11 protein-coding genes are annotated in these 18,216 nt (G+C 51.6%); 7 read left to right on the top strand and 4 right to left on the bottom strand.

The window, feature by feature from the left end; translation table 11 throughout:
* The first annotated feature begins 232 nt into the window (after positions 1–232).
* The 3 genes from H6G21_RS18485 (at position 233) to H6G21_RS18475 (ending at position 6,586) form a co-directional block, all read left to right on the top strand.
* Positions 233–808 (top strand): hypothetical protein, encoded by a 576-nt coding sequence (locus H6G21_RS18485; protein WP_190574890.1) that lies wholly within the window; start codon positions 233–235, stop codon positions 806–808.
* A 114-nt stretch (positions 809–922) separates the two neighbouring features.
* Positions 923–2,869, top strand: a complete 1,947-nt coding sequence (locus H6G21_RS18480; protein ID WP_190574889.1) for an SIR2 family protein — start codon at positions 923–925, stop codon at positions 2,867–2,869.
* A gap of 21 nt (positions 2,870–2,890) precedes the next feature.
* Entirely contained in the window at positions 2,891–6,586 is a 3,696-nt protein-coding gene (locus H6G21_RS18475; protein ID WP_190574888.1) for a hypothetical protein, read from the top strand.
* On the opposite strand, the gene H6G21_RS18470 is transcribed toward H6G21_RS18475, so the two are convergent.
* The 3 genes from H6G21_RS18470 to H6G21_RS18460 all read right to left on the bottom strand — a co-directional run bounded on the left by H6G21_RS18470 (position 6,553) and on the right by H6G21_RS18460 (position 9,768).
* A complete protein-coding gene (locus tag H6G21_RS18470) occupies positions 6,553–6,978 on the bottom strand; it encodes a hypothetical protein (RefSeq protein WP_190574887.1) in 426 nt (141 codons plus the stop codon). The genes H6G21_RS18475 and H6G21_RS18470 overlap by 34 nt on opposite strands.
* A gap of 217 nt (positions 6,979–7,195) precedes the next feature.
* Positions 7,196–8,119, bottom strand: a complete 924-nt coding sequence (locus H6G21_RS18465; protein WP_190574886.1) for an isoaspartyl peptidase/L-asparaginase family protein — start codon at positions 8,117–8,119, stop codon at positions 7,196–7,198.
* 20 nt (positions 8,120–8,139) lie between these two features.
* Positions 8,140–9,768, bottom strand: coding sequence for a transglutaminase domain-containing protein (locus tag H6G21_RS18460; protein ID WP_190574955.1), 1,629 nt, complete (start codon positions 9,766–9,768; stop codon positions 8,140–8,142).
* A 407-nt stretch (positions 9,769–10,175) separates the two neighbouring features.
* Here H6G21_RS18460 and H6G21_RS18455 point away from each other — a divergent pair, with 407 nt between their 5' ends.
* On the top strand, positions 10,176–10,409 hold the full coding sequence (locus tag H6G21_RS18455) for a DUF2283 domain-containing protein (protein ID WP_190574885.1): 234 nt from the start codon (positions 10,176–10,178) through the stop codon (positions 10,407–10,409).
* Positions 10,410–10,615: 206 nt separating this feature from the next.
* Here H6G21_RS18455 and H6G21_RS18450 read toward each other — a convergent pair whose 3' ends face one another.
* Positions 10,616–10,837 carry a DUF4327 family protein gene (locus tag H6G21_RS18450; RefSeq protein ID WP_190574884.1) on the bottom strand — a complete coding sequence of 74 codons (222 nt, stop codon included), beginning with the start codon at positions 10,835–10,837 and terminating at the stop codon, positions 10,616–10,618.
* A gap of 817 nt (positions 10,838–11,654) precedes the next feature.
* On the opposite strand from H6G21_RS18450, the gene H6G21_RS18445 reads away from it, so the two are divergent.
* The 3 genes from H6G21_RS18445 (at position 11,655) to cphA (ending at position 18,026) form a co-directional block, all read left to right on the top strand.
* A complete protein-coding gene (locus H6G21_RS18445) occupies positions 11,655–13,796 on the top strand; it encodes a TIGR00300 family protein (RefSeq protein ID WP_190574883.1) in 2,142 nt (713 codons plus the stop codon).
* Positions 13,797–14,336: 540 nt separating this feature from the next.
* Positions 14,337–15,152 (top strand): cyanophycinase, encoded by an 816-nt coding sequence (locus tag H6G21_RS18440; RefSeq protein WP_190574882.1) that lies wholly within the window; start codon positions 14,337–14,339, stop codon positions 15,150–15,152.
* A gap of 147 nt (positions 15,153–15,299) precedes the next feature.
* The gene (gene cphA / locus H6G21_RS18435; RefSeq protein ID WP_190574881.1) at positions 15,300–18,026 is read left to right on the top strand and encodes a cyanophycin synthetase; all 2,727 of its coding nucleotides are present in this window, start codon (positions 15,300–15,302) and stop codon (positions 18,024–18,026) included.
* Positions 18,027–18,216 lie beyond the last annotated feature (190 nt).

Genomic DNA, 18,216 nt, shown 5'->3' with positions numbered 1-18,216 from the left:
CTGCGCACCTGCTACTTCTGTCTGCTACTTCTGTCTGCTACTTCTGTCTGCACGTCTGCCACCTCTGTCTACGCACCTACCACCGATTTCCCGCCGTTCTGCCAGGGGCAACTCTCTTTCTTTAATCCATCTCGTGGAGAGATATCCTTCATAACTTCCTCAACTTTGAATTTTATACTGAAGCCAAAGAATTTGAAGGGCTTTCGGATCCTGTCAGGGGCAAGGGGGCTACATGAAAGAAGACGAACCCAGGCTGAATGTCTATCTCCAAGAATATAACCAGTTAAAGCAGGAGCAAACCCAGCGCATTGGTTGGCGGGATAATTTGCTTTATGTGACGCTGAGTTTGTATGGCGTCGTTCTGGGGTTAGCCCTCGGTGAGACCTTGGGGGATAAGGCTAAGAATCCTTACGCTTTATTAATTTTGCCGTGGGTAAGTTTAGTTCTAGGTTGGAATTACCTGGTCAATGATCAAAAAATTACGGCGATCGGTCATTATATTCGCCACACTTTAGTGCAGAAAATTAGCCACCATCTTGGTTCAGAGCATCCCAGCACGGACTCTATCCTAGGGTGGGAACTGGCCCATCGCAGCGATCGCCATCGGCAACACCGTAAGTTCAAACAGATGATCGTGGATGAGATTACGTTTGTCATCTCTGGTATTGCAGCCCTTGTAACCTTTAGTGGTTTCGTTTCACCGTTCAAGCACTGGCTGATTGCAACGTTGTGTGTGCTGGAATTGCTGCTCTTGCTGGGACTGGGTATTGAGATTGTGCGCTATGCCGATCGGTCGAAGGGACACTAGATTCAGGGCCGCTAGATTCAGTTGCCCATCCCCAATCATTGCAAGGGGCAAAAGATGACAAGGGGCAAAAGATGACAAGGGGCTAGGCCAGAACAGAGACGGGGGAGAGGAACGATGGGAGAACTTAAGGCTGATTTTGCAGGGGATGTGGCGGTTGATTTTGTCGTTGTGACCGCGATCGAGGTTGAGCGGCGAGCCATTTGTGCAGGGTTTCAGATCGGTGATCGCGATCGAATCTCTAAGGAATCCCGAGTTTACTGGCGCAAGTCGATCGATCTCAATCATGGCGAGTTTTACAACCTGATTGTGGCCCAATCTCCCGATATGGCTGGGGTAGATGCCGCCGTTCTCGTTTCTGATATTCTGCACCACTGGCATCCCGCAGCCATTTTATTGGTGGGCATTGCGGCGGGTGTCAATCCCGATAAGCAGCAGTTGGGCGATGTGGTGATTGGCCGAGATATCTATTACTACGAACGCGGCAAACTCACCCCCACCGGTAAACAGCCGGAACCCATTATGTACCGCGCAGATGCCACGTTGTTGAATCATGTGCAAGCGCTACCGGAGTGGAGCTTACCCCCCAACTTACTCAGCCCCGATGGCACGCCCACCCAACCCAAAATTCACTACGGGGTCATCGCGTCGGGGGAAAAAGTGATTGCAGATAGTGCTGTCCGCGATGAGATTACGGCCAGCGATCGCAAAATTGCTGCCATTGAAATGGAGGGCTATGGGTTCAGTGCAGCCAGTTGGCAAAGTTTCGATCGAGTGCGGCACTTGGTTATTAAGGCTCTTTGTGATTTTGGGGATGCCAGTAAGGGCGATCGCTGGCAGGCGTATGCGGCGGCGGTTGCAGCGGACTTTACGAAACATTTTTTGCTCGATCGTCCGTTAGAACCCCGGAACCCACCCCGGCGCGCCATGCCAACACCAGGGCAATACAAACCCATCATCGATGAATTGAAATTTGGCAATATTGTGCCGTTCCTAGGGCCTGGGATTAATCCAAATTTTTATATTCAGCTTGCTTCCCATTTAACGGAATCCATTGAGGCCGATCTGCCCCAAGAACCCAATCAGAATGCCGCTGGACGGAATCTGATTCAACGGTTAATTGGTGTTCCCTGCCAGATTTGTCACTATTTACCTGATGAAAGACCCCAGCAATGTCCCATGCTCCAGGGAATCGAGAGAGCGGATAACTGTCCGGTCTACCTAGAACAACGATTAGCAGTCGCCAAAACTAATCTGCGCTATCTCTCGCAATATTACAAACTCATTAACAATTTAGATACGTTTTACGACAAGCTCTATGAAATTTTAGAATCCCTAGAAAGTGGTCGTCGTCCCAATCCTGTGCATTGTTTCTGGGCAGGACTGCCCCACCAAATGCTGGCTAAAAATTACCCCAGAAGTTGTCCTGGATTGCCCTATCAACTGATTGTCACGACCAATTGCGATAATTTACTGGAACAGGCGTTTGACCAAGCGCAGCAGCCCTACGATGTTATCTATTACGTCGCCGATGGGTCCGATCGGGGTAAGTACAAGCATTGGCGCTATCAATCCCAAACGGCACAGATTATTGATGATCCTCAAAACTATGATGATCAATTGCCGCTGCGACGGGCGGGTGGCACGATGGGAATCCGGGAGCAGCATTCTAGTTACCCTATTATCCTGAAGCTGTATGGGACGCAGGAGAACCGTTTTGTGGTGACGGAGGATCACCTCAATTCCTTAGTAGGGAGCCCGATTAAGAATCTGCCCTCGGGCTTAAAAAGAATTCTGGGGGAAGCGGGCATTTTGTTCCTGGGATACAGCCCCAATGACTCCGATCTCCAACAGTTGGTGAATTGGTTATGGCCTGATCAAAAGCTACCGAGTGTCTCGCGGTTGGTGCACCAATCCGATCCCGGTGATTTGGAGAAGAAGATTTGGAAAGACCAGAGAAATGTTGAGTTGCTGTCGATCGCGTGCACTCCAGAGGAGTTTGTGGCGTCCCTCCAGCAGGAGTTGGAAGGGTTAAAACCTAGGGTTGTGGAACCGATGCGATGAGAGATGCAGGAGTGAACCGTCATGAAATCTGACTCAAGGAAGCCCCAAGCTTTGCCCCCAGCGATCGGTGAATCGGTGCCGCCGCTGACCTATGCCCCATCCCCCAGCAGCCCTGCCGAGAGCACTGTAAGCCCCATTCCCGACCAGACTCCCTACAAGGGCTTGCGTCCCTACACCGAAAAGGATGCTGATATCTTCTTTGGTCGCACGCGGGATATTCAGCGGATTGTGAATAATCTGTTGGCGTGGCGGTTGACGGTGCTCTATGGCGAAAGTGGGGTGGGTAAGAGTTCCGTTTTGCAGGCTGGGGTAATCCATGCTTTGCGGGAAGAAGCCCAGGAAAATCTGGAGGATTATGGGTTGCCTAAATTGGCAGTGGTGCTGTTTCCGTCCCAGCAGGGGGAGCGCTTTTGGCAGCAAGATCCCCTGCAAAGTCTGATGCAACAAATTGCTGCTGATATGCAGGCCAGTGGTTTCCCGATGCAAATGCCGGAGCCGGGAACTTCGTTGCTGGAGATGCTGCAAGCGGTGACGGCCCGGTTGGGGGGGGAGAATCTGGATGGGCGATTTTTTATTATTTTGGATCAGTTTGAGGAGTATTTCCAATATCATCCGACTCCGGAACCGGAGGGGGGATTGATTGCGGAGATTGCGCAGGTGTTGAATTCTCCGGATCTGCGGGTGAATTTTCTGATTTCGCTGCGGGAAGATGCCTATGCCAAATTGAATTTGTTGAGACGGTATCTGCCGAATATTCTGGATATTTGTTTGCATATTGAGCATTTGGATCGGGATGCGGCCCGTGAGGCGATCGTGCTGCCGATCGAGCAGTACAACCAAAAAGTGGATGCGGATCAGCGGGTGACGATTACGCCGGATTTGGTGGATGCGATTTTGCAGGGGATTCCTCGGGTGGGGCGCGGGGGGGAGGGCCGTGCGGGGCTGGAGAAGTTGGAAGCGGTGCTGGGGAATCAAATTCTTGCGCCTTATTTGCAACTGGTGATGACTCGTCTGTGGGATGAGATGGTGCAGGAGCATTCCTATGGTTTAAGTCTGGATAGGCTGACTCGCATTGCCGATCCAACGATTGAGAATGAGGATGAAAGAGTCACGATCGCGATCGATCGAATTGTCCAAGAACATGTGGCGCAAACGTTGCAGCATTTGTCTGTGCAGGAACAGGACATTGCGGCGCGGAGTTTCCAATATTTGGTTACGCCATCGGGGACGAAGTATGCCTACTCTACGGCGGATTTGGCGAATTTGGTGGGGTGCGAGGCACGGGATCTCGATCGCTTGTTCAATCAACTGACGAAGGAGCAACGGATTATTCGTCGGATTGGCTGTTTGCCCGATCGTCCTGATGTGGAGCGCTATGAAATTTTCCACGATGTCTTGGCTACAGCAATCCTAAAATGGCGGATGCAATACGTAGATAAACAACGGAAGGCACAGGAAAAAAAGGAACGGGAAAAACAAGAGCAAGAACGGAAAGAGAAAGAAAAAAGAGAGCAAGAACAACTTCGAAAGCAACGAAGAAAAAAACAACTGTTAATCTTAGGAACCTTTGTGGGTACAGCCATCATTGCTCTCTTCGGCTGGCAAACGGTGGATGCTTATCGAAGTAAGGTGGATCTATTGATCAAGCAATCCCAACAGTCACTTCAGCAATTTAACAATGGCCAAAAACTGGAGGGTCTACAACAGGCGCTACAAACTGGGCAAACGGTGAACCATCGGGTGCAAAATAGTCCATTCCGTTGGTTACTGGGTAATCAACAAAATCAGGCCATTCAACAATCCACAGCCACCCTGCAACAAATGCTGATGCAAATCCAGTTGCAAAATCAACTGGAAATCCCCTCTGGCCAGTTAACTAGTTTGGATCTCAGTTCGGACTGGAAAATTGTGGCCCTGGCCTTTTCTGATGGCACGATCGCCATCCGTGAGATCCAAACGGGCAAACCACTCAACCAATTTGCGGTCAAAGGCAAAATTTTGGATCTGTATATAGATGGGCTAGATCTAGTTGTGATGTTAGACAATGGCACAGTGCAGCGGGGAAACTGGCAAACGGGGCAAATGTCTCCTCTGCCGAAGATTTCCCAGCAATCCCCCGCTAATTTTCGCTTTAGCGCCCAGGGAAGCACGATCGCCCTGTTGATGAGCAATCCGGATATTTCTAAGCCCTTCCGAGTCGAGGTGTGGGATTGGAAAACCGATCGTAAACTCACTACACTTCCATCGGTGAAGGATTTTTTGGACTTTGCCCTCAGCCCAGACGGCAAAATCTTGGCCACCGCGACCGGAGCGGGCACCGTGCAGGTCTGGAACAGCCAAACGGGGCAAGCCCTCGCTAAAGTCAAAACTTCTCACCCAATCGCAAGTCTTGATCTAAGTCCGGATGGCAAAACCTTGGCTGCAATCACAACCGATGGCTTTTTACAGCTCTGGAACTGGCAGACCCAAAAGCCCCCCGCCCAGTTATCAGGGTTCAATTCTGCCCTCAGTCTGCACTTCAGCCCCCAGGGAAACACCCTCGCGATCGTCAGTACGGATGGCAAAATTCAACTCTGGGATCCCAAAAAACAACAAAGCCTTACCCCAATCCCCCCAACACCCAACAGCACCTTCCTAGGCATCAGTCCCGATGGGCGACAACTCGCCATACTAGCGGATCAGAATACCCTGCAACTGTGGGCCTTGGGAATCCGGGCAGCAAGTTCCCAGATCCAGTTAGACGGCTCGGTTTCGTCCCTGTGGTTTAGCCCCGATGGCCAGCAGGTCGGCATGGTGGCAGATAACGGCCTTGTCCAACTTTGGAAGCCCCAGCAGAAGTCGTCGATCGTACCGCTCAATCAGCCAGATTCAGCCAATCCCAATCCGGTGATGAGTCTGTCTGTGAATAATTTTGCTAGCCTCAGCCTTCCGCAAAGTTCTCCAAAGAAGACTGATCAACTTATCATCACGAAAAATGTAGATGGAACAATGCAATTCTGGAATCAGCAAGGTACACCTCTCAAACGTCTTTCAATCATTGATGGGGTCAATGGCATCTATGTCAGTCCCGATGGCCACACGATCGCCACCACTTCTGATGACAATGCTGTGCGGCTTTGGGACATCGAGGGCAAACCCTTGGCCACCCTCCTGAGCCACAGGGATAAGGTGAATCAAGTAAGTTTTAGTCCCGATGGCCAAACGATCGCCACCGCATCCGACGACAAAACCGTTCGCCTCTGGGATTCCCAAGGCAAATTGCTAACAATCCTGCAAGGGCATCGGGATGTCGTCACCAGCATCCGTTTCAGCCCCGATGGAAAGATCATTGCCACCGCGTCCGACGATGCCACAACTCGCCTCTGGAACACTGAAGGCCAACTGCTGGCCATCCTGCAAGGGCGAGATGCCATCAGTAGCGTTAGTTTCAGCCCCAACGGGCAACAAATCGCCACCTTGTCCAAAGACACCCTCCAGTTCTGGGATCTTCAGGGGAATCTGCAAACCACGCTCTCCGGCATTAGCAGCTTCGCCTTCAGCCCCAACGGCCAGCAAATCGCCCTCGCCACCCCGGACGGCGTTGTCAGCCTAGTGCCCACGGATCTGCCCGCCCTGCTGGCCCAAGGCTGCCAATGGCTCCAACCCTACCTCCAGAGCCACCCCCCAGCCGCCCAAGATCGTTCCTATTGCAGCCAAAGATCTTCTAACAGCATGTAAAACTTGCCATAGATCCGACCGCCATCGCGCCGTGCGTCATAGCACTGTCTATCGGAATATCGTAGCTTGACCGATCTCCGCCGATAGTAGGCTACATTGACCCGATCTAACACAATGGGGCTAGATTTCTTATTCCAGGCAAAGGTGCGCTTGACACAGGCTCTAGTCCCTGGCGCAGTTTGATGATCTTTATTAATCGTCAGTGTGCAGGTATTGGTATTTGGGAAACAACGCAATGAACTAATTTTGGCACCTCTTAACTCCTGGGATGCCTCCGCATTGCTCACAGTGCCCACAACCCCCAACATCCCCACCCCGATCGTCAGACCCAACCCCAGGAGAGGCTTCACCAGATGCTTGACAACAGAACTCATCCGCACTGTCCGTGGCATAGCCTTGCCCCTCCTTGCCCTAGGCCAACTTTTATAGCCCGATCGCGAGCCCGATCGTCATGACGCTAAACCATTAGCTCATTGTGTTTTAATCCTGGCATGAATTCTGATCAACAGGTCTAAATTGACGTAATTCTTAAGCACAGTTAGAATTGCCGTTGCCGTTGTAACGGACATTCATAATCCCATGCTCGATCTCATTCCCTCAACTGACCCATTACCCCAACTTACACACGGCCTCTCCCCCTAACTCAATCCAGCCGTGAATCAATCCGGAAGTGGACTGCGCCGCGCCACAACGCCCTGCGGCATCAATCACGATCGCGCCCCCATCCCCATTCACCTTCCGCACCAGCTCATCAATCCCCGCCTGGGCCGCCGCCGCCGCATCCATACCCTTAAACTGCACATAACCGGCGATCGTCTTAGCAAACACCGTTCGTAAAAACTGCTCCCCATAGCCCGTTGCCGACACCGCACAGGTTCCATTCTCCGCAAACACCCCCGCCCCCACGATCGGGGTATCCCCCACCCGGCCCCAGCGTTTATTCACCAGACCGCCCGTGGAGGTTGCCGCCGCCAAATTTCCCGACAAGTCCCGCGCCACAGCCCCCACGGTGCCCAGCTTCTGTTTAATCCGTTCGTGGTCTAGGGTCATCCGTCCCGCTGCCTGCGCCTCCTGCAACTGCTGCACCCGAGCCGCTGTAATGAAATAGGCATCCTCGCACAGTTCCACCTGCCGTGCCTTGGCAAACTCTAACGCCCCCTCAGCGGCCAGCAAGACATGATCCCCCTGTTCCAAAACCTGCCGCGCCAGGGCGATCGGATTCTTCACCCCTTTTACACAGGTCACGCCCCCCGCTTTCAAATCCTGGCCATCCATCAAGGCCGCATCCATTTCCACTTGGCCTTGGGCATTTAAAACCGATCCTCGCCCCGCGTTGTAGAGGGGATTATCTTCCAGGAGCGTGACGCAATATTCCACCACATCCAACGCCCGATCGCCCCGTGCCAGCCGTGATCGCCCCGCTCCTAAAATCTCTAAAACACTGCTACGAAACTCCGCTTCTGTCGCTTCGTATTTCAGATCCTCCAACGCCCCTGCGCCGCCGTGAATCATTAATGAATAACCATTCGTCATCGCTAAATGAATCCTTCCGTTTATGCTGTGGGTGATAGTTCATCGATAATCGTAAACCGAATGTGGTTCAACGCTAAATCACCTAAAGCAAAATTCTCGGGTAAATTCTCAGCGGTCATTTTCTCAAATCGTACCCCTTTCCCCAGCTCAGCATGGTACCACGCTAACCCCATAAAAAAGCGCGTTGGATAGGGTCCCCGATCGATGACATCATCCACGTTGGATTCCATGGGTAACCAACCCACACCGGGCACATAAAATTCCAACCACACATGGTTAAAATCTGGCTCTAGGGGAAGGTTGCGGCGATCGGGATGGGGGGGACATTTATACCGTCCCACCGTGCGACAGGCAATACCATTCAGCCGTGCTAAGGCCAGCAGGACACCCACGTATTCCCCACAGGACGCAATTCCTCGATCTAAAGCAATATCCGGCGTATCAATTTTTGGTTGAATGCCATAGCTTAAACGATCGTAAACATAATTCCGAATTTTTAGCATCTTGCGTAAAATATTCGTTTCCGTTCCGACTGCTTCCTGAGCTGCTTGCTGAATCGTCGGCGTATCCATCGCTAATTCATCGTTGTCTACTAAATACTGTTCCTTTAGTGCTTTCGGAATACGTTTCCTAGTGTGAATTTCTACATCATCGGGCGTGAGGTAGGACTTGAAACTGTAGAGTTCCACCAATGCCTTCCACCCCAGCAAACCATTTTGATAGGGCTGGAGTTGGTCAAACTTGAACACCGCAAATTTTTGTCCATCCACCTCTTCGATCGTAAAGGGATGGCCGATCGGTTCCACTTGGCGTACCCGTTGCCGCACCGTTTCCGAGGGTAAGGCAATCCGCCACTCCACTTGATTCAGCGTTAACGCATCCAACGGCTGCAACTCTTCGACATAGGACAGTTCTACCAAGTAGCCATTGGAGAGGGTGTAATGGTCCTGCCAATTGTGGGCCACTTGCAAGGCATGAATCCAAGTGCGATCGCGAAAGGTCAGTTGATAGGGAAAACGCGCGTTGGGATCATCCCGCACGTAGGGTTCTTCCTCGACGTAGGCCACGTAACAAATCGGATCCGGATCCGCAGGGTAGAGGGCGATCGCTGTAGGCGATTTATAGGGTGTCAAAGCACTCCAGCGCAATTCCCCCGTGGCCCGATCGAGGCAAAACACCGTTTGCTCCTCCCGATCGCAGACCCACAGCGCATCCGCCGTCGCCACCAGATTGGCGACCCCAATACCGGGTTGGGCAAATTTTGTTAACAACTGCTGGGTTGTTTCATCAAAAACATGGATATATCCCGATTTTTGGCAGGTGACGTAAACGAGGCCATCCCAAACCGCCACCCCATCGACATCGTAGGGCAGCTCAACCCAACCCGTCTGCTTGAAGGTCTGCAAATCGCACTGCACAACCCACCGCCGTTTACCAAACCAAGCCACTCCCGAAGCAATCGCCAAACCCGCTGTATTGATCCATTCCTGGGCGTGGTGGGGATTCAAAATGGTCGTATTGTCGTTGCGGGGATCGACCTGTACCAGATAACCGCGCACCCGATCGACCGCCAATAGCCGATCGCCCTCCACCGCCAATCCAGACAGGGCATACAGGCCGATTGGTTGAATCATAGACTGTTGAATCATGGACTGACGGAACCTAGTAGAACCCGTTACCTGCTGATCAGCCAACTGACCAATCAACGGACGATTATCCTCGGACACGTCATCTTTGGACACGATATCCTTAGACACATTATCCTTGGATGAAGGCAAATCAGCATCAAACATAGAAAATAGCGAAATCGTCTAATCCCGCAGTAGAAAACAGTCCAGAACCTTCTGGACAAAACCAAATGACTGGAGGACGGGCAAGGTTTGAGGGCAGATGGGATTAGGAATTGCCTTAACCGTAATCCGATCCATTTCTGCATTTTGTGACGGATGATGCAGTTTTGATAAGTATTGCTCTTTACAATTACAGTCATTCAATCCCTGGCAAACCCTGTTCTGGGAAGTCTGCCAGGGGGAAGACGACTGAGGGCAGCGATTGAATGAAAGTGGTTTACGATCCCCAACAGGATATTTTGCAAATTTCTTTCATTGATAGCCCGATCGATGAGACAGCACAAATTGCACCAGGGTTAATTCTGGACTATGACGAAGATGGGCAAGTGATTGGTTTAGAGGTGCGTAAGGCATCTCAAAGAATCGACGACCCGAAGTCAATCGATTATTCCATTGGCGAAGCCAACGTCGAAAAACCTGATCCTAAGCCGACCTCGTAGGGGGCGTATAAGGTCTACTTAGTTAGAGGGTGGCCTGATGGGGATCGCGCTCGTTTCGATTTCCGCTGCAGAGCATGGGGATCCAGGTTGGTTATCCAACGCCAGTTTTTTGAGAACGAGTTTGCCCAGCACTAGCTTGTCCAGCGTTAGTCTGCCGAACACGAGTTTGCCGAACACGAGTTCGCCCACTATTAAAGTGCTCAGTTCTAATCGCTCAACCAAGCTTCTTTGCCCAAGAGATCAATGACGCGATCGCGCAGTAGGTAATCGTTATCTTCCAAAACGCGCTCAACATTGGGCCATTCCTGATCACTGAAATGCTTGATCAGTTCGTAGATATAGTGTTGGCGTCCAACTAAGCCACGGTCAACCAGCGATCGAACTTCATTCTGTAAATCGTCGATCGAGTACAGGCGCAAGGTATACATGATTGTCCTCTGAGTATTCAAGTCAAGTAATTTGACTGTTTCAAATCAAAATGGGTCAAAGTTTAGGACATTTACCATTTTCATTTGACTAAATGTTTGCTAGTGATACCGTTTGGTATTTTGCAAAGACAGTACTAATTAAGGTGAGTGAACTAGCACTATTAGTATCAGCTATTCAGGGGGAAGATTGCTATAGGAAATTGATCTTTTTGGAAAAATTTGAGTTTTATCGAGATTGGTCAAACTTATCTTTATGATTGGCTAACCTTATCCGCTGATCGGTTCGGGACGCTCGTCATTTCGCCTATCTGCTCTAGTCACAGGGTTAGGACAACTCGTAAAACGGCGTTAGACCTAGGGATAGTGCGATCGTTGGAACAGACTTAGAACGGGCCTGCATCTAGCGGGTAAACAAGGGGATTCAATTGCTTGAAGGAGGATTGAGAGAGTTGTTCCAAACGGAGAAAATTGGGTTAGACCGGCCTCCTCCAGATAAGTCGTTCTTGCAAAATGAAGTTCATGGATTCATGACATTTCTGCGAATGCGCCAAAATTAATGGTGCAGTCAACCCATTATGCCAATGAAATTATGTATGCTGAGAAACAATGAATTCTAACGAAAAACAGGCTCGATTCTGCGTTGGAATTTGTTTCAATACTATACCTTTTAATAAATAATTAAGAGTTTGAAAAGACCCTGAAAGCCTTGGCGTATTTTGGTTGAATGGTGGCTTTTAAAAGGGTAGCAAACGCTTGATTTCAACTGATTTCAGCAGGTTTTGCTTTTTATTGTTGACAGACGTTTCAGGAAGACGACATGACTCAACCCGTGCGGATTTTGATGTGTGCACCGCACCACTATGATGTGGACTATGTGATCAACCCTTGGATGGAAGGGAATGTTCATCGATCGTCCCGAGACTTGGCCGAAGAGCAATGGAATAAGCTCTACCAAGTATTGAAAACCTACGCCACTGTGGATCTGGTGCCCCCCCAACAAGGCTGGCCAGATATGGTGTTTACGGCCAATGCTGGCTTGGTGTTGGGAGATGTGGCTGTGTTGAGCCGTTTTTTCCATCCTGAACGGCAGGGGGAAGAACCCTATTTCCAAAATTGGTTTGCGGAAAATGGCTTTCAGGTGCACACTTTGCCGAAAAGCTTGCCCTTTGAAGGGGCGGGAGATGCCCTCTTCGATCGGGCTGGTGGCTGGTTGTGGGCTGGCTATGGCTTTCGATCGGAACTAGACGCCCATCCCTATTTAGCCAAATGGCTTGATGTGGAAGTGTTGTCTCTCCGGTTGGTCGATCGGCGGTTTTACCATTTGGACACCTGTTTTTGTCCCCTGACCGATGGCTATCTGCTCTACTATCCTGAAGCGTTTGATACCTATTCCAATCGCCTGATTGAGTTACGGGTTCCCGCTGAAAAACGCATTGCCATCGATGAAGTGGATGCGGTGAATTTCGCCTGTAATGCTGTCAATATTGATCGTTCCCAGGACGGCCAGGTGGAACGAATTATCGTGATGAATCAGGCCAGCGATGGGCTGAAGCAACAGCTCAACGATCGGGGCTTCACGGTGATTGAAACGCCCCTAACGGAATTTCTCAAAGCAGGCGGTGCAGCCAAGTGCCTGACCCTCAAGGTTACGGAACCCCGCCATGCTGCTCCCAACGGGTCACCCCTACAAAGCCGGGTGATCCGCCTAGAAGGCCATTTACTCGACTCCGGCTTGGTCAGCCGTGCCCTGGATACGATCTTGGCCAACGGCGGCAGCTTCCAGGTCTTGAACTTTGATCTAGGGGAACAGCGGCAGGATCAGTCCCGTGCCGAAGTCAGAGTCTCTGCGCCCGATGCCAGCGTCATGGCTGATATCATGGGGCAACTGATTGATCTGGGGGCGATGAGTCCGCCGCAGCAAGCCAGTAATGCGACGTTGGAACCCGTGGAAAAAGCGGGGGTGGCACCGGATGATTTCTACGTCACGACCATTTATCCTACGGAAGTCCGCATTCAAGACCAATGGGTGAAAGTCCAAGGACAACGGATGGATGGCGCGATCGCCATCACCCAAACCGCAGAAGGCCCGATCGCCCGGTGTAAAATTCTGCGGGATCTGCAACTGGGGGAATCCGTGGTGGTGGGAAGCGAAGGCATTCGCACCCTGCGCAATGAAAGCTCCCTCAAATCCAGTAAAACCGAAGAATTTAGCTTCATGGGTGCGGGGGTTTCCAGCGAGCGGCGCGTGGAACTGGTGGTGGAACAAATTGCCTGGGATCTACGGCGGATTCGCGATCGCGGTGGCAAAGTCGTCGTGACCGCTGGCCCAGTGGTGATTCATACCGGCGGCAGTGAACACCTCTCCCAACTGATTCGTGAGGGCTACGTGCATGCGCTGCTGGGCGGCAACGCGATCGCGGTGCATGACATGGAACAATCCATGCTGGGCACTTCCCTGGGGATGGATATGAAACGGGGCGTTTCCGTCCATGGGGGGCATCGCCATCACCTGAAGGTCATCAATGCCATCCGGCGCTGCGGTAGCATTGCCCAGGCTGTTGACCAAGGGATTTTGACCAGCGGCATCATGTACGAATGTGTTAAAAATAACGTTCCCTTTGCCTTAGCCGGTTCCATTCGCGATGACGGCCCCCTGCCCGATACCCAAATGGATTTGCTCACGGCTCAGGCGGATTATGCCCGCTTGATTGACGGGGCGGATATGATTCTCATGCTGTCCAGTATGTTGCATTCGATCGGGGTTGGAAATATGACCCCCTCGGGCGTCAAGATGGTGTGCGTCGATATTAATCCGGCGGTAGTGACTAAGTTGAGCGATCGGGGTTCGATCGAGTCCACGGGCGTGGTCACCGATGTGGGATTATTCCTCAGTCTGTTGGTTCAGCAACTCCATCGCTTACAAGGTCAGTATGGCTCTGGACAAGCGGTATCGGTGTAAAGCTATGCCAATTGCTCCTGTAGAAACAATCTCTTGTAGAAACAACCTCTTGTAGAAACTAATGTCACTGTAAAAACAATGCCAACGTAGAATGGTTAGGGTAATTCATGGTTGGCAATGGATTGCTTGAGATCAATGATGGGTAATTCATTGCTGAAAGTGAATTTTTCAGGTTAATTTTTCGTTAAATCTGAAGAAAGTCTACCCTTAGCCAATCTAGACTAACGAAACACCACTAGATTGAAGCAGTTGACCTTGTAACCCGGATATTACAACCTGTCTTCTTCTAGCGCATCTCAGTCACTCAGTCACTTATTTCAGTCACTTATTTCAGTCACTCATCTCAGTCACTCGTCTTATTCACTCATCGGATTCCCGCTGATCATTGTGATCCTCTAGTTTCGACAAATCGTCACATCGCATACAGAACAATGTTACGGTTTCTTGATAATTTACCGGCTAAGTTTGTTCTGTTGGGCATCAGCCAGTTTAGGATAGGCGTTTATATTGGAACTAGAGCCAGGGTTAGTGCAAAAGTTTATGATGATTCCTTACCAGTACCCAGTCATGGTGATTGGGGGCGCGGAAGATAAGGTCAATGATTGCAAAATTCTCAATGCGTTTGTTGCCAGCGCAGGTGGAGAGGATGCGGTCATTGGTGTTGTACCCTGTGCTTCCCGAGAACCAACCATTGTTGGCGATCGCTATTTCCAACTGTTTACTGGTATGGGCGCTAAACGGGTGGAAATTCTGGATATTCGCCATCCCCAGGAATGCGATGAACTGCGGTGGCTCGATCTCTTGGCTCAATGCACCGGCGTATTTGTGACCGGAGGGGATCAAATTCGTCTCTGCAACTTGATCGGCAACAGTCATTTCATTGAAATGATTAAAGCCAATGTCTATTTGGGCAAGTTGGTGCTGGCCGGAACCAGTGCCGGAGCTGCCATGATGGGCGAAAAAATGATTGCAGGCGGCAGCAGCGGAGAGTCCCCCAATCGATCGTTAGTCGATCTCTCGGAGGGGCTCGCCGTGCTGCCAGAGTTGCTGGTCGATCAACATTTTCACAATCGCAATCGCATGGCGCGTTTGTTAAGTGCGGTGGCGGCCTTTCCCGACCTCGTGGGGATTGGCATTGACGAAGATACCTGCGCGGCTTTGGATGGGCAGGGAACGTTTCAAGTGTTAGGCAAAGGCACCATCACGGTGGTTGATCCCGGTGATTCCGTTAGGACAAATTATTCAGTTGCAAGTGAGATCTCTCCGCTCAGTTTGCACAATCTAAAGTTACATGTGCTAACAGCAGGCGATCGATATGACTTTCACAATCGTGTCGTGCTTGAGTCGTGCCCTTGAGTGGTCTACTGAACTTGAGTGGTCTACTGAACTTGAGTGGTCTACTGAAGTTGTGTACTTGAGTTGTGCTTGAGCTTAGGTCTAATTTTGACTTGAGCGGGTTGTTCTCACTTCGTTCCAGACGAGTGCCGTGTCTCTAGAAATGTTATGAAAATCCTCAAAACTCAAACCCTCCGTGGCCCCAACTATTGGAGTATTCGCCACGGTCAGCTAATCGTGGTTCGTCTAGACTTAGAAGACCTAGCCGATCGGGCATCGGATGATATTCCTGGGTTTTATGATGGACTGGTCAAAGCATTGCCGAGCCTGGACGACCATTTCTGTTCACCCGGTTGTCGAGGGGGCTTTTTGAGTCGGGTGCGCCAGGGCACCATGATGGGACACGTCGTGGAACATGTAGCGCTGGAATTGCAAACCTTGGCAGGGATGCCGGTGGGCTTTGGCCGAACTCGGGAAACCGCAACCCCGGGTGTCTACCAAGTGGTGTTCCAGTACGAAAATGAGCGGGCAGGACGCTACGCAGCAAGGGCAGCGGTGCGCCTCTGTGACAGTATCATTGAAACCGGACGCTATCCCCAATCCGAACTGGATAAGGATTTGCAGGATTTGCGAGAGTTTAAGCTCGCTGCCTCCCTCGGCCCCAGTACGGAAGCCCTCGTGCGGGAAGCGGAACTGCGGGGCATTCCTTGGCAAGCCGTGGGAGCCAGGGATCTGCTGCAATTTGGCCATGGGAAGTATCAACAGCGGGTACAAGCCTCACTGACCAGCCTAAGCAACGTCCTGGCCGTGGAGTTGGCTTCTGACAAGGAAAGTACGAAGCAGGTGTTGGATAACGCAGGCATCCCGGTGCCCAAGGGATTAGTTATCTACGATTTAGAGGAATTGGAAAGCGCGATCGATACCCTAGGGGGATATCCGATCGTCCTCAAACCACTGGATGGCAATCACGGGCGAGGCATCACCCTAGACATCCGCAATTGGGATGAGGCGGAAACGGCCTACGAAAAAGCGCGGGAAGTCTCTAAGGGGATTATCGTCGAGCATTACTACGAAGGCCATGACTTCCGAATTTTGGTGGTGAACCACAAAGTTGTGGCGGTGGCAGAGCGGGTTCCGGCCCATGTTGTGGGCAATGGCCGAGATAGCGTTGCGGAATTGGTGCGGCGGGAAAATGAAGATCCCCGGCGGGGACGCGGTCATGAGAACTTACTCACAGAACTGGCCCTTGATCAAACGACTGCGGAAATGTTGCAGCGGCAATGCTGTGATTTAGATTCGGTCTTGTCGGAGGGTGAGGTCTGCTATTTGCGGGCAACAGCGAATTTGAGCACTGGGGGCATTGCCATCGATCGCACCGATGACATTCACCCAGAAACCATTTGGCTGGCGGAACGGGTTTCACGGTTGATCGGTTTGGATGTGGCGGGGATTGATGTCGTCACGACCGATATTAGCCGTCCCCTGCGGGATGCCAACGGGGTGGTGGTGGAAGTCAATGCGGCTCCGGGCTTGCGCATGCACCTAGCGCCGAGTCAGGGGATTCCCCGCAATGTGGCCGCGCCGATTCTGGACATGTTGTTTCCAGCGGGAACCCCAACGCGCATTCCCATTATTTCTGTGACGGGGACGAATGGTAAAACGACGACCACACGACTGATTGCCCACATTTTCCGTCAGGTGTATGGAACCGTTGGTTTTACGACCACCGATGGGATTTACATTAACAATCACCTGATTGAGAAAGGAGACACCACGGGGCCCTACAGTGCGCAGGTAATTCTGCGCGATCCAACGGTGGAGATGGCCGTATTGGAGACGGCACGGGGTGGCATTTTACGATCGGGTCTCGCGTTCCAGCATTGTGATGTGGGCGTGGTGCTGAATGTGGCGGAGGATCACCTCGGTATTGGGGACATTGATACGATTGAAGACTTGGCCAGACTGAAAGCGGTTGTTGCAGAGGCGACCCATCCCGATGGTTATGCGGTTCTGAATGCGGATGATCCTTGGGTGTCTGCCATGGCCGATCAGGTCAAATCGAAGGTGGCTTATTTCTCCATGAATCCGGACAATGAGCTGCTGCGATCGCACCTGCAAAATGGCGGCATTGCAGCGGTTTACGAAGATGGCTATCTGTCGATCTTGCAACAGGATTGGATCTACCGTATCGAAAAGGCCGATCGGGTGCCGTTAACCATGGGTGGGCGAGCTCCGTTTATGATTGCCAATGCCTTGGCCGCTAGTTTGTCAGCCTTCGTGCAGGGCGTGGAAATTAAGGTGATTCAGTCGGCCTTGCGCAGCTTCCGAGCTTCGGAGCAGCAAACCCCCGGTCGCATGAATCTCTTTAATCTAGGCCGCTACCATGTGCTGGTGGACTATGCCCACAATCCAGCGGGCTATGAAGCGGTGGGCGGATTCGTCGCCAATTGGACAGGCCCCACGCTGGGCGTGGTGGGTGGCCCCGGCGATCGCCGCAATGAGGATTTGCAGGCGCTGGGTAAACTGTCGGCGACGATTTTTGGGCAATTGATTATTAAGGAGGATGACGACAAACGCGGTCGCGCTCCAGGCGAAGTGGCTGAGTTACTGGTGCAGGGCATTCAGCAGGTCACGGAAAAAACGCCACCCTATGAAATCCGCCTGAATGAAACCGAGGCGATTAACTACGCCCTCGACCATGCGCCAGATCATGGTTTGGTGGTGATTTTCCCGGAAAGTGTGACGCGGGCGATCGACTTGATTAAAGCTCGCAATCCGATTTCCGAGGCGATGGAAGTGACGCCCTTACCCGCTGCCCCCGCCAAGAAAGCTACCCGATCGAGTGCCCGGAAAACCAAAGTTTCAGCGGCGATCGATGTGGCGCAGTCGTCGTAGTCTCTCTGGGGGATGAAGGGCATCCCTCATGCAACGGATTCCAAGTCCCTCTCCCAAGTTGGGCTACCGTGTACACACAAGTCGGAATAAACTAGGAAAAAGCTATGAAAGCGCTATTTTCTATGAATAACCCGATTTTAATTCGTGCTGAGCAAACCAAAGACCGCAATACGGTCTTTGGTGATCCGCG

The organism is Alkalinema sp. FACHB-956, from assembly GCF_014697025.1.
Classification (GTDB): domain Bacteria; phylum Cyanobacteriota; class Cyanobacteriia; order Leptolyngbyales; family Leptolyngbyaceae; genus Alkalinema.
Note: the sequence above shows the minus strand (reverse complement) of the source record. Positions and strands in the feature narration are given on the sequence as shown.

Excerpts from the sequence above, each read along its gene's own strand:
- H6G21_RS18485 (WP_190574890.1), top strand. The coding sequence starts at position 233 with ATGAAAGAAGACGAACCCAGGCTGAATGTCTATCTCCAAGAATATAAC.
- H6G21_RS18480 (WP_190574889.1), top strand. The coding sequence starts at position 923 with ATGGGAGAACTTAAGGCTGATTTTGCAGGGGATGTGGCGGTTGATTTT.
- H6G21_RS18475 (WP_190574888.1), top strand. The coding sequence starts at position 2,891 with ATGAAATCTGACTCAAGGAAGCCCCAAGCTTTGCCCCCAGCGATCGGT.
- H6G21_RS18470 (WP_190574887.1), bottom strand. The coding sequence starts at position 6,978 with ATGCCACGGACAGTGCGGATGAGTTCTGTTGTCAAGCATCTGGTGAAG.
- H6G21_RS18465 (WP_190574886.1), bottom strand. The coding sequence starts at position 8,119 with ATGACGAATGGTTATTCATTAATGATTCACGGCGGCGCAGGGGCGTTG.
- H6G21_RS18460 (WP_190574955.1), bottom strand. The coding sequence starts at position 9,768 with ATGATTCAACAGTCTATGATTCAACCAATCGGCCTGTATGCCCTGTCT.
- H6G21_RS18455 (WP_190574885.1), top strand. The coding sequence starts at position 10,176 with ATGAAAGTGGTTTACGATCCCCAACAGGATATTTTGCAAATTTCTTTC.
- H6G21_RS18450 (WP_190574884.1), bottom strand. The coding sequence starts at position 10,837 with ATGTATACCTTGCGCCTGTACTCGATCGACGATTTACAGAATGAAGTT.
- H6G21_RS18445 (WP_190574883.1), top strand. The coding sequence starts at position 11,655 with ATGACTCAACCCGTGCGGATTTTGATGTGTGCACCGCACCACTATGAT.
- H6G21_RS18440 (WP_190574882.1), top strand. The coding sequence starts at position 14,337 with ATGATGATTCCTTACCAGTACCCAGTCATGGTGATTGGGGGCGCGGAA.
- cphA (WP_190574881.1), top strand. The coding sequence starts at position 15,300 with ATGAAAATCCTCAAAACTCAAACCCTCCGTGGCCCCAACTATTGGAGT.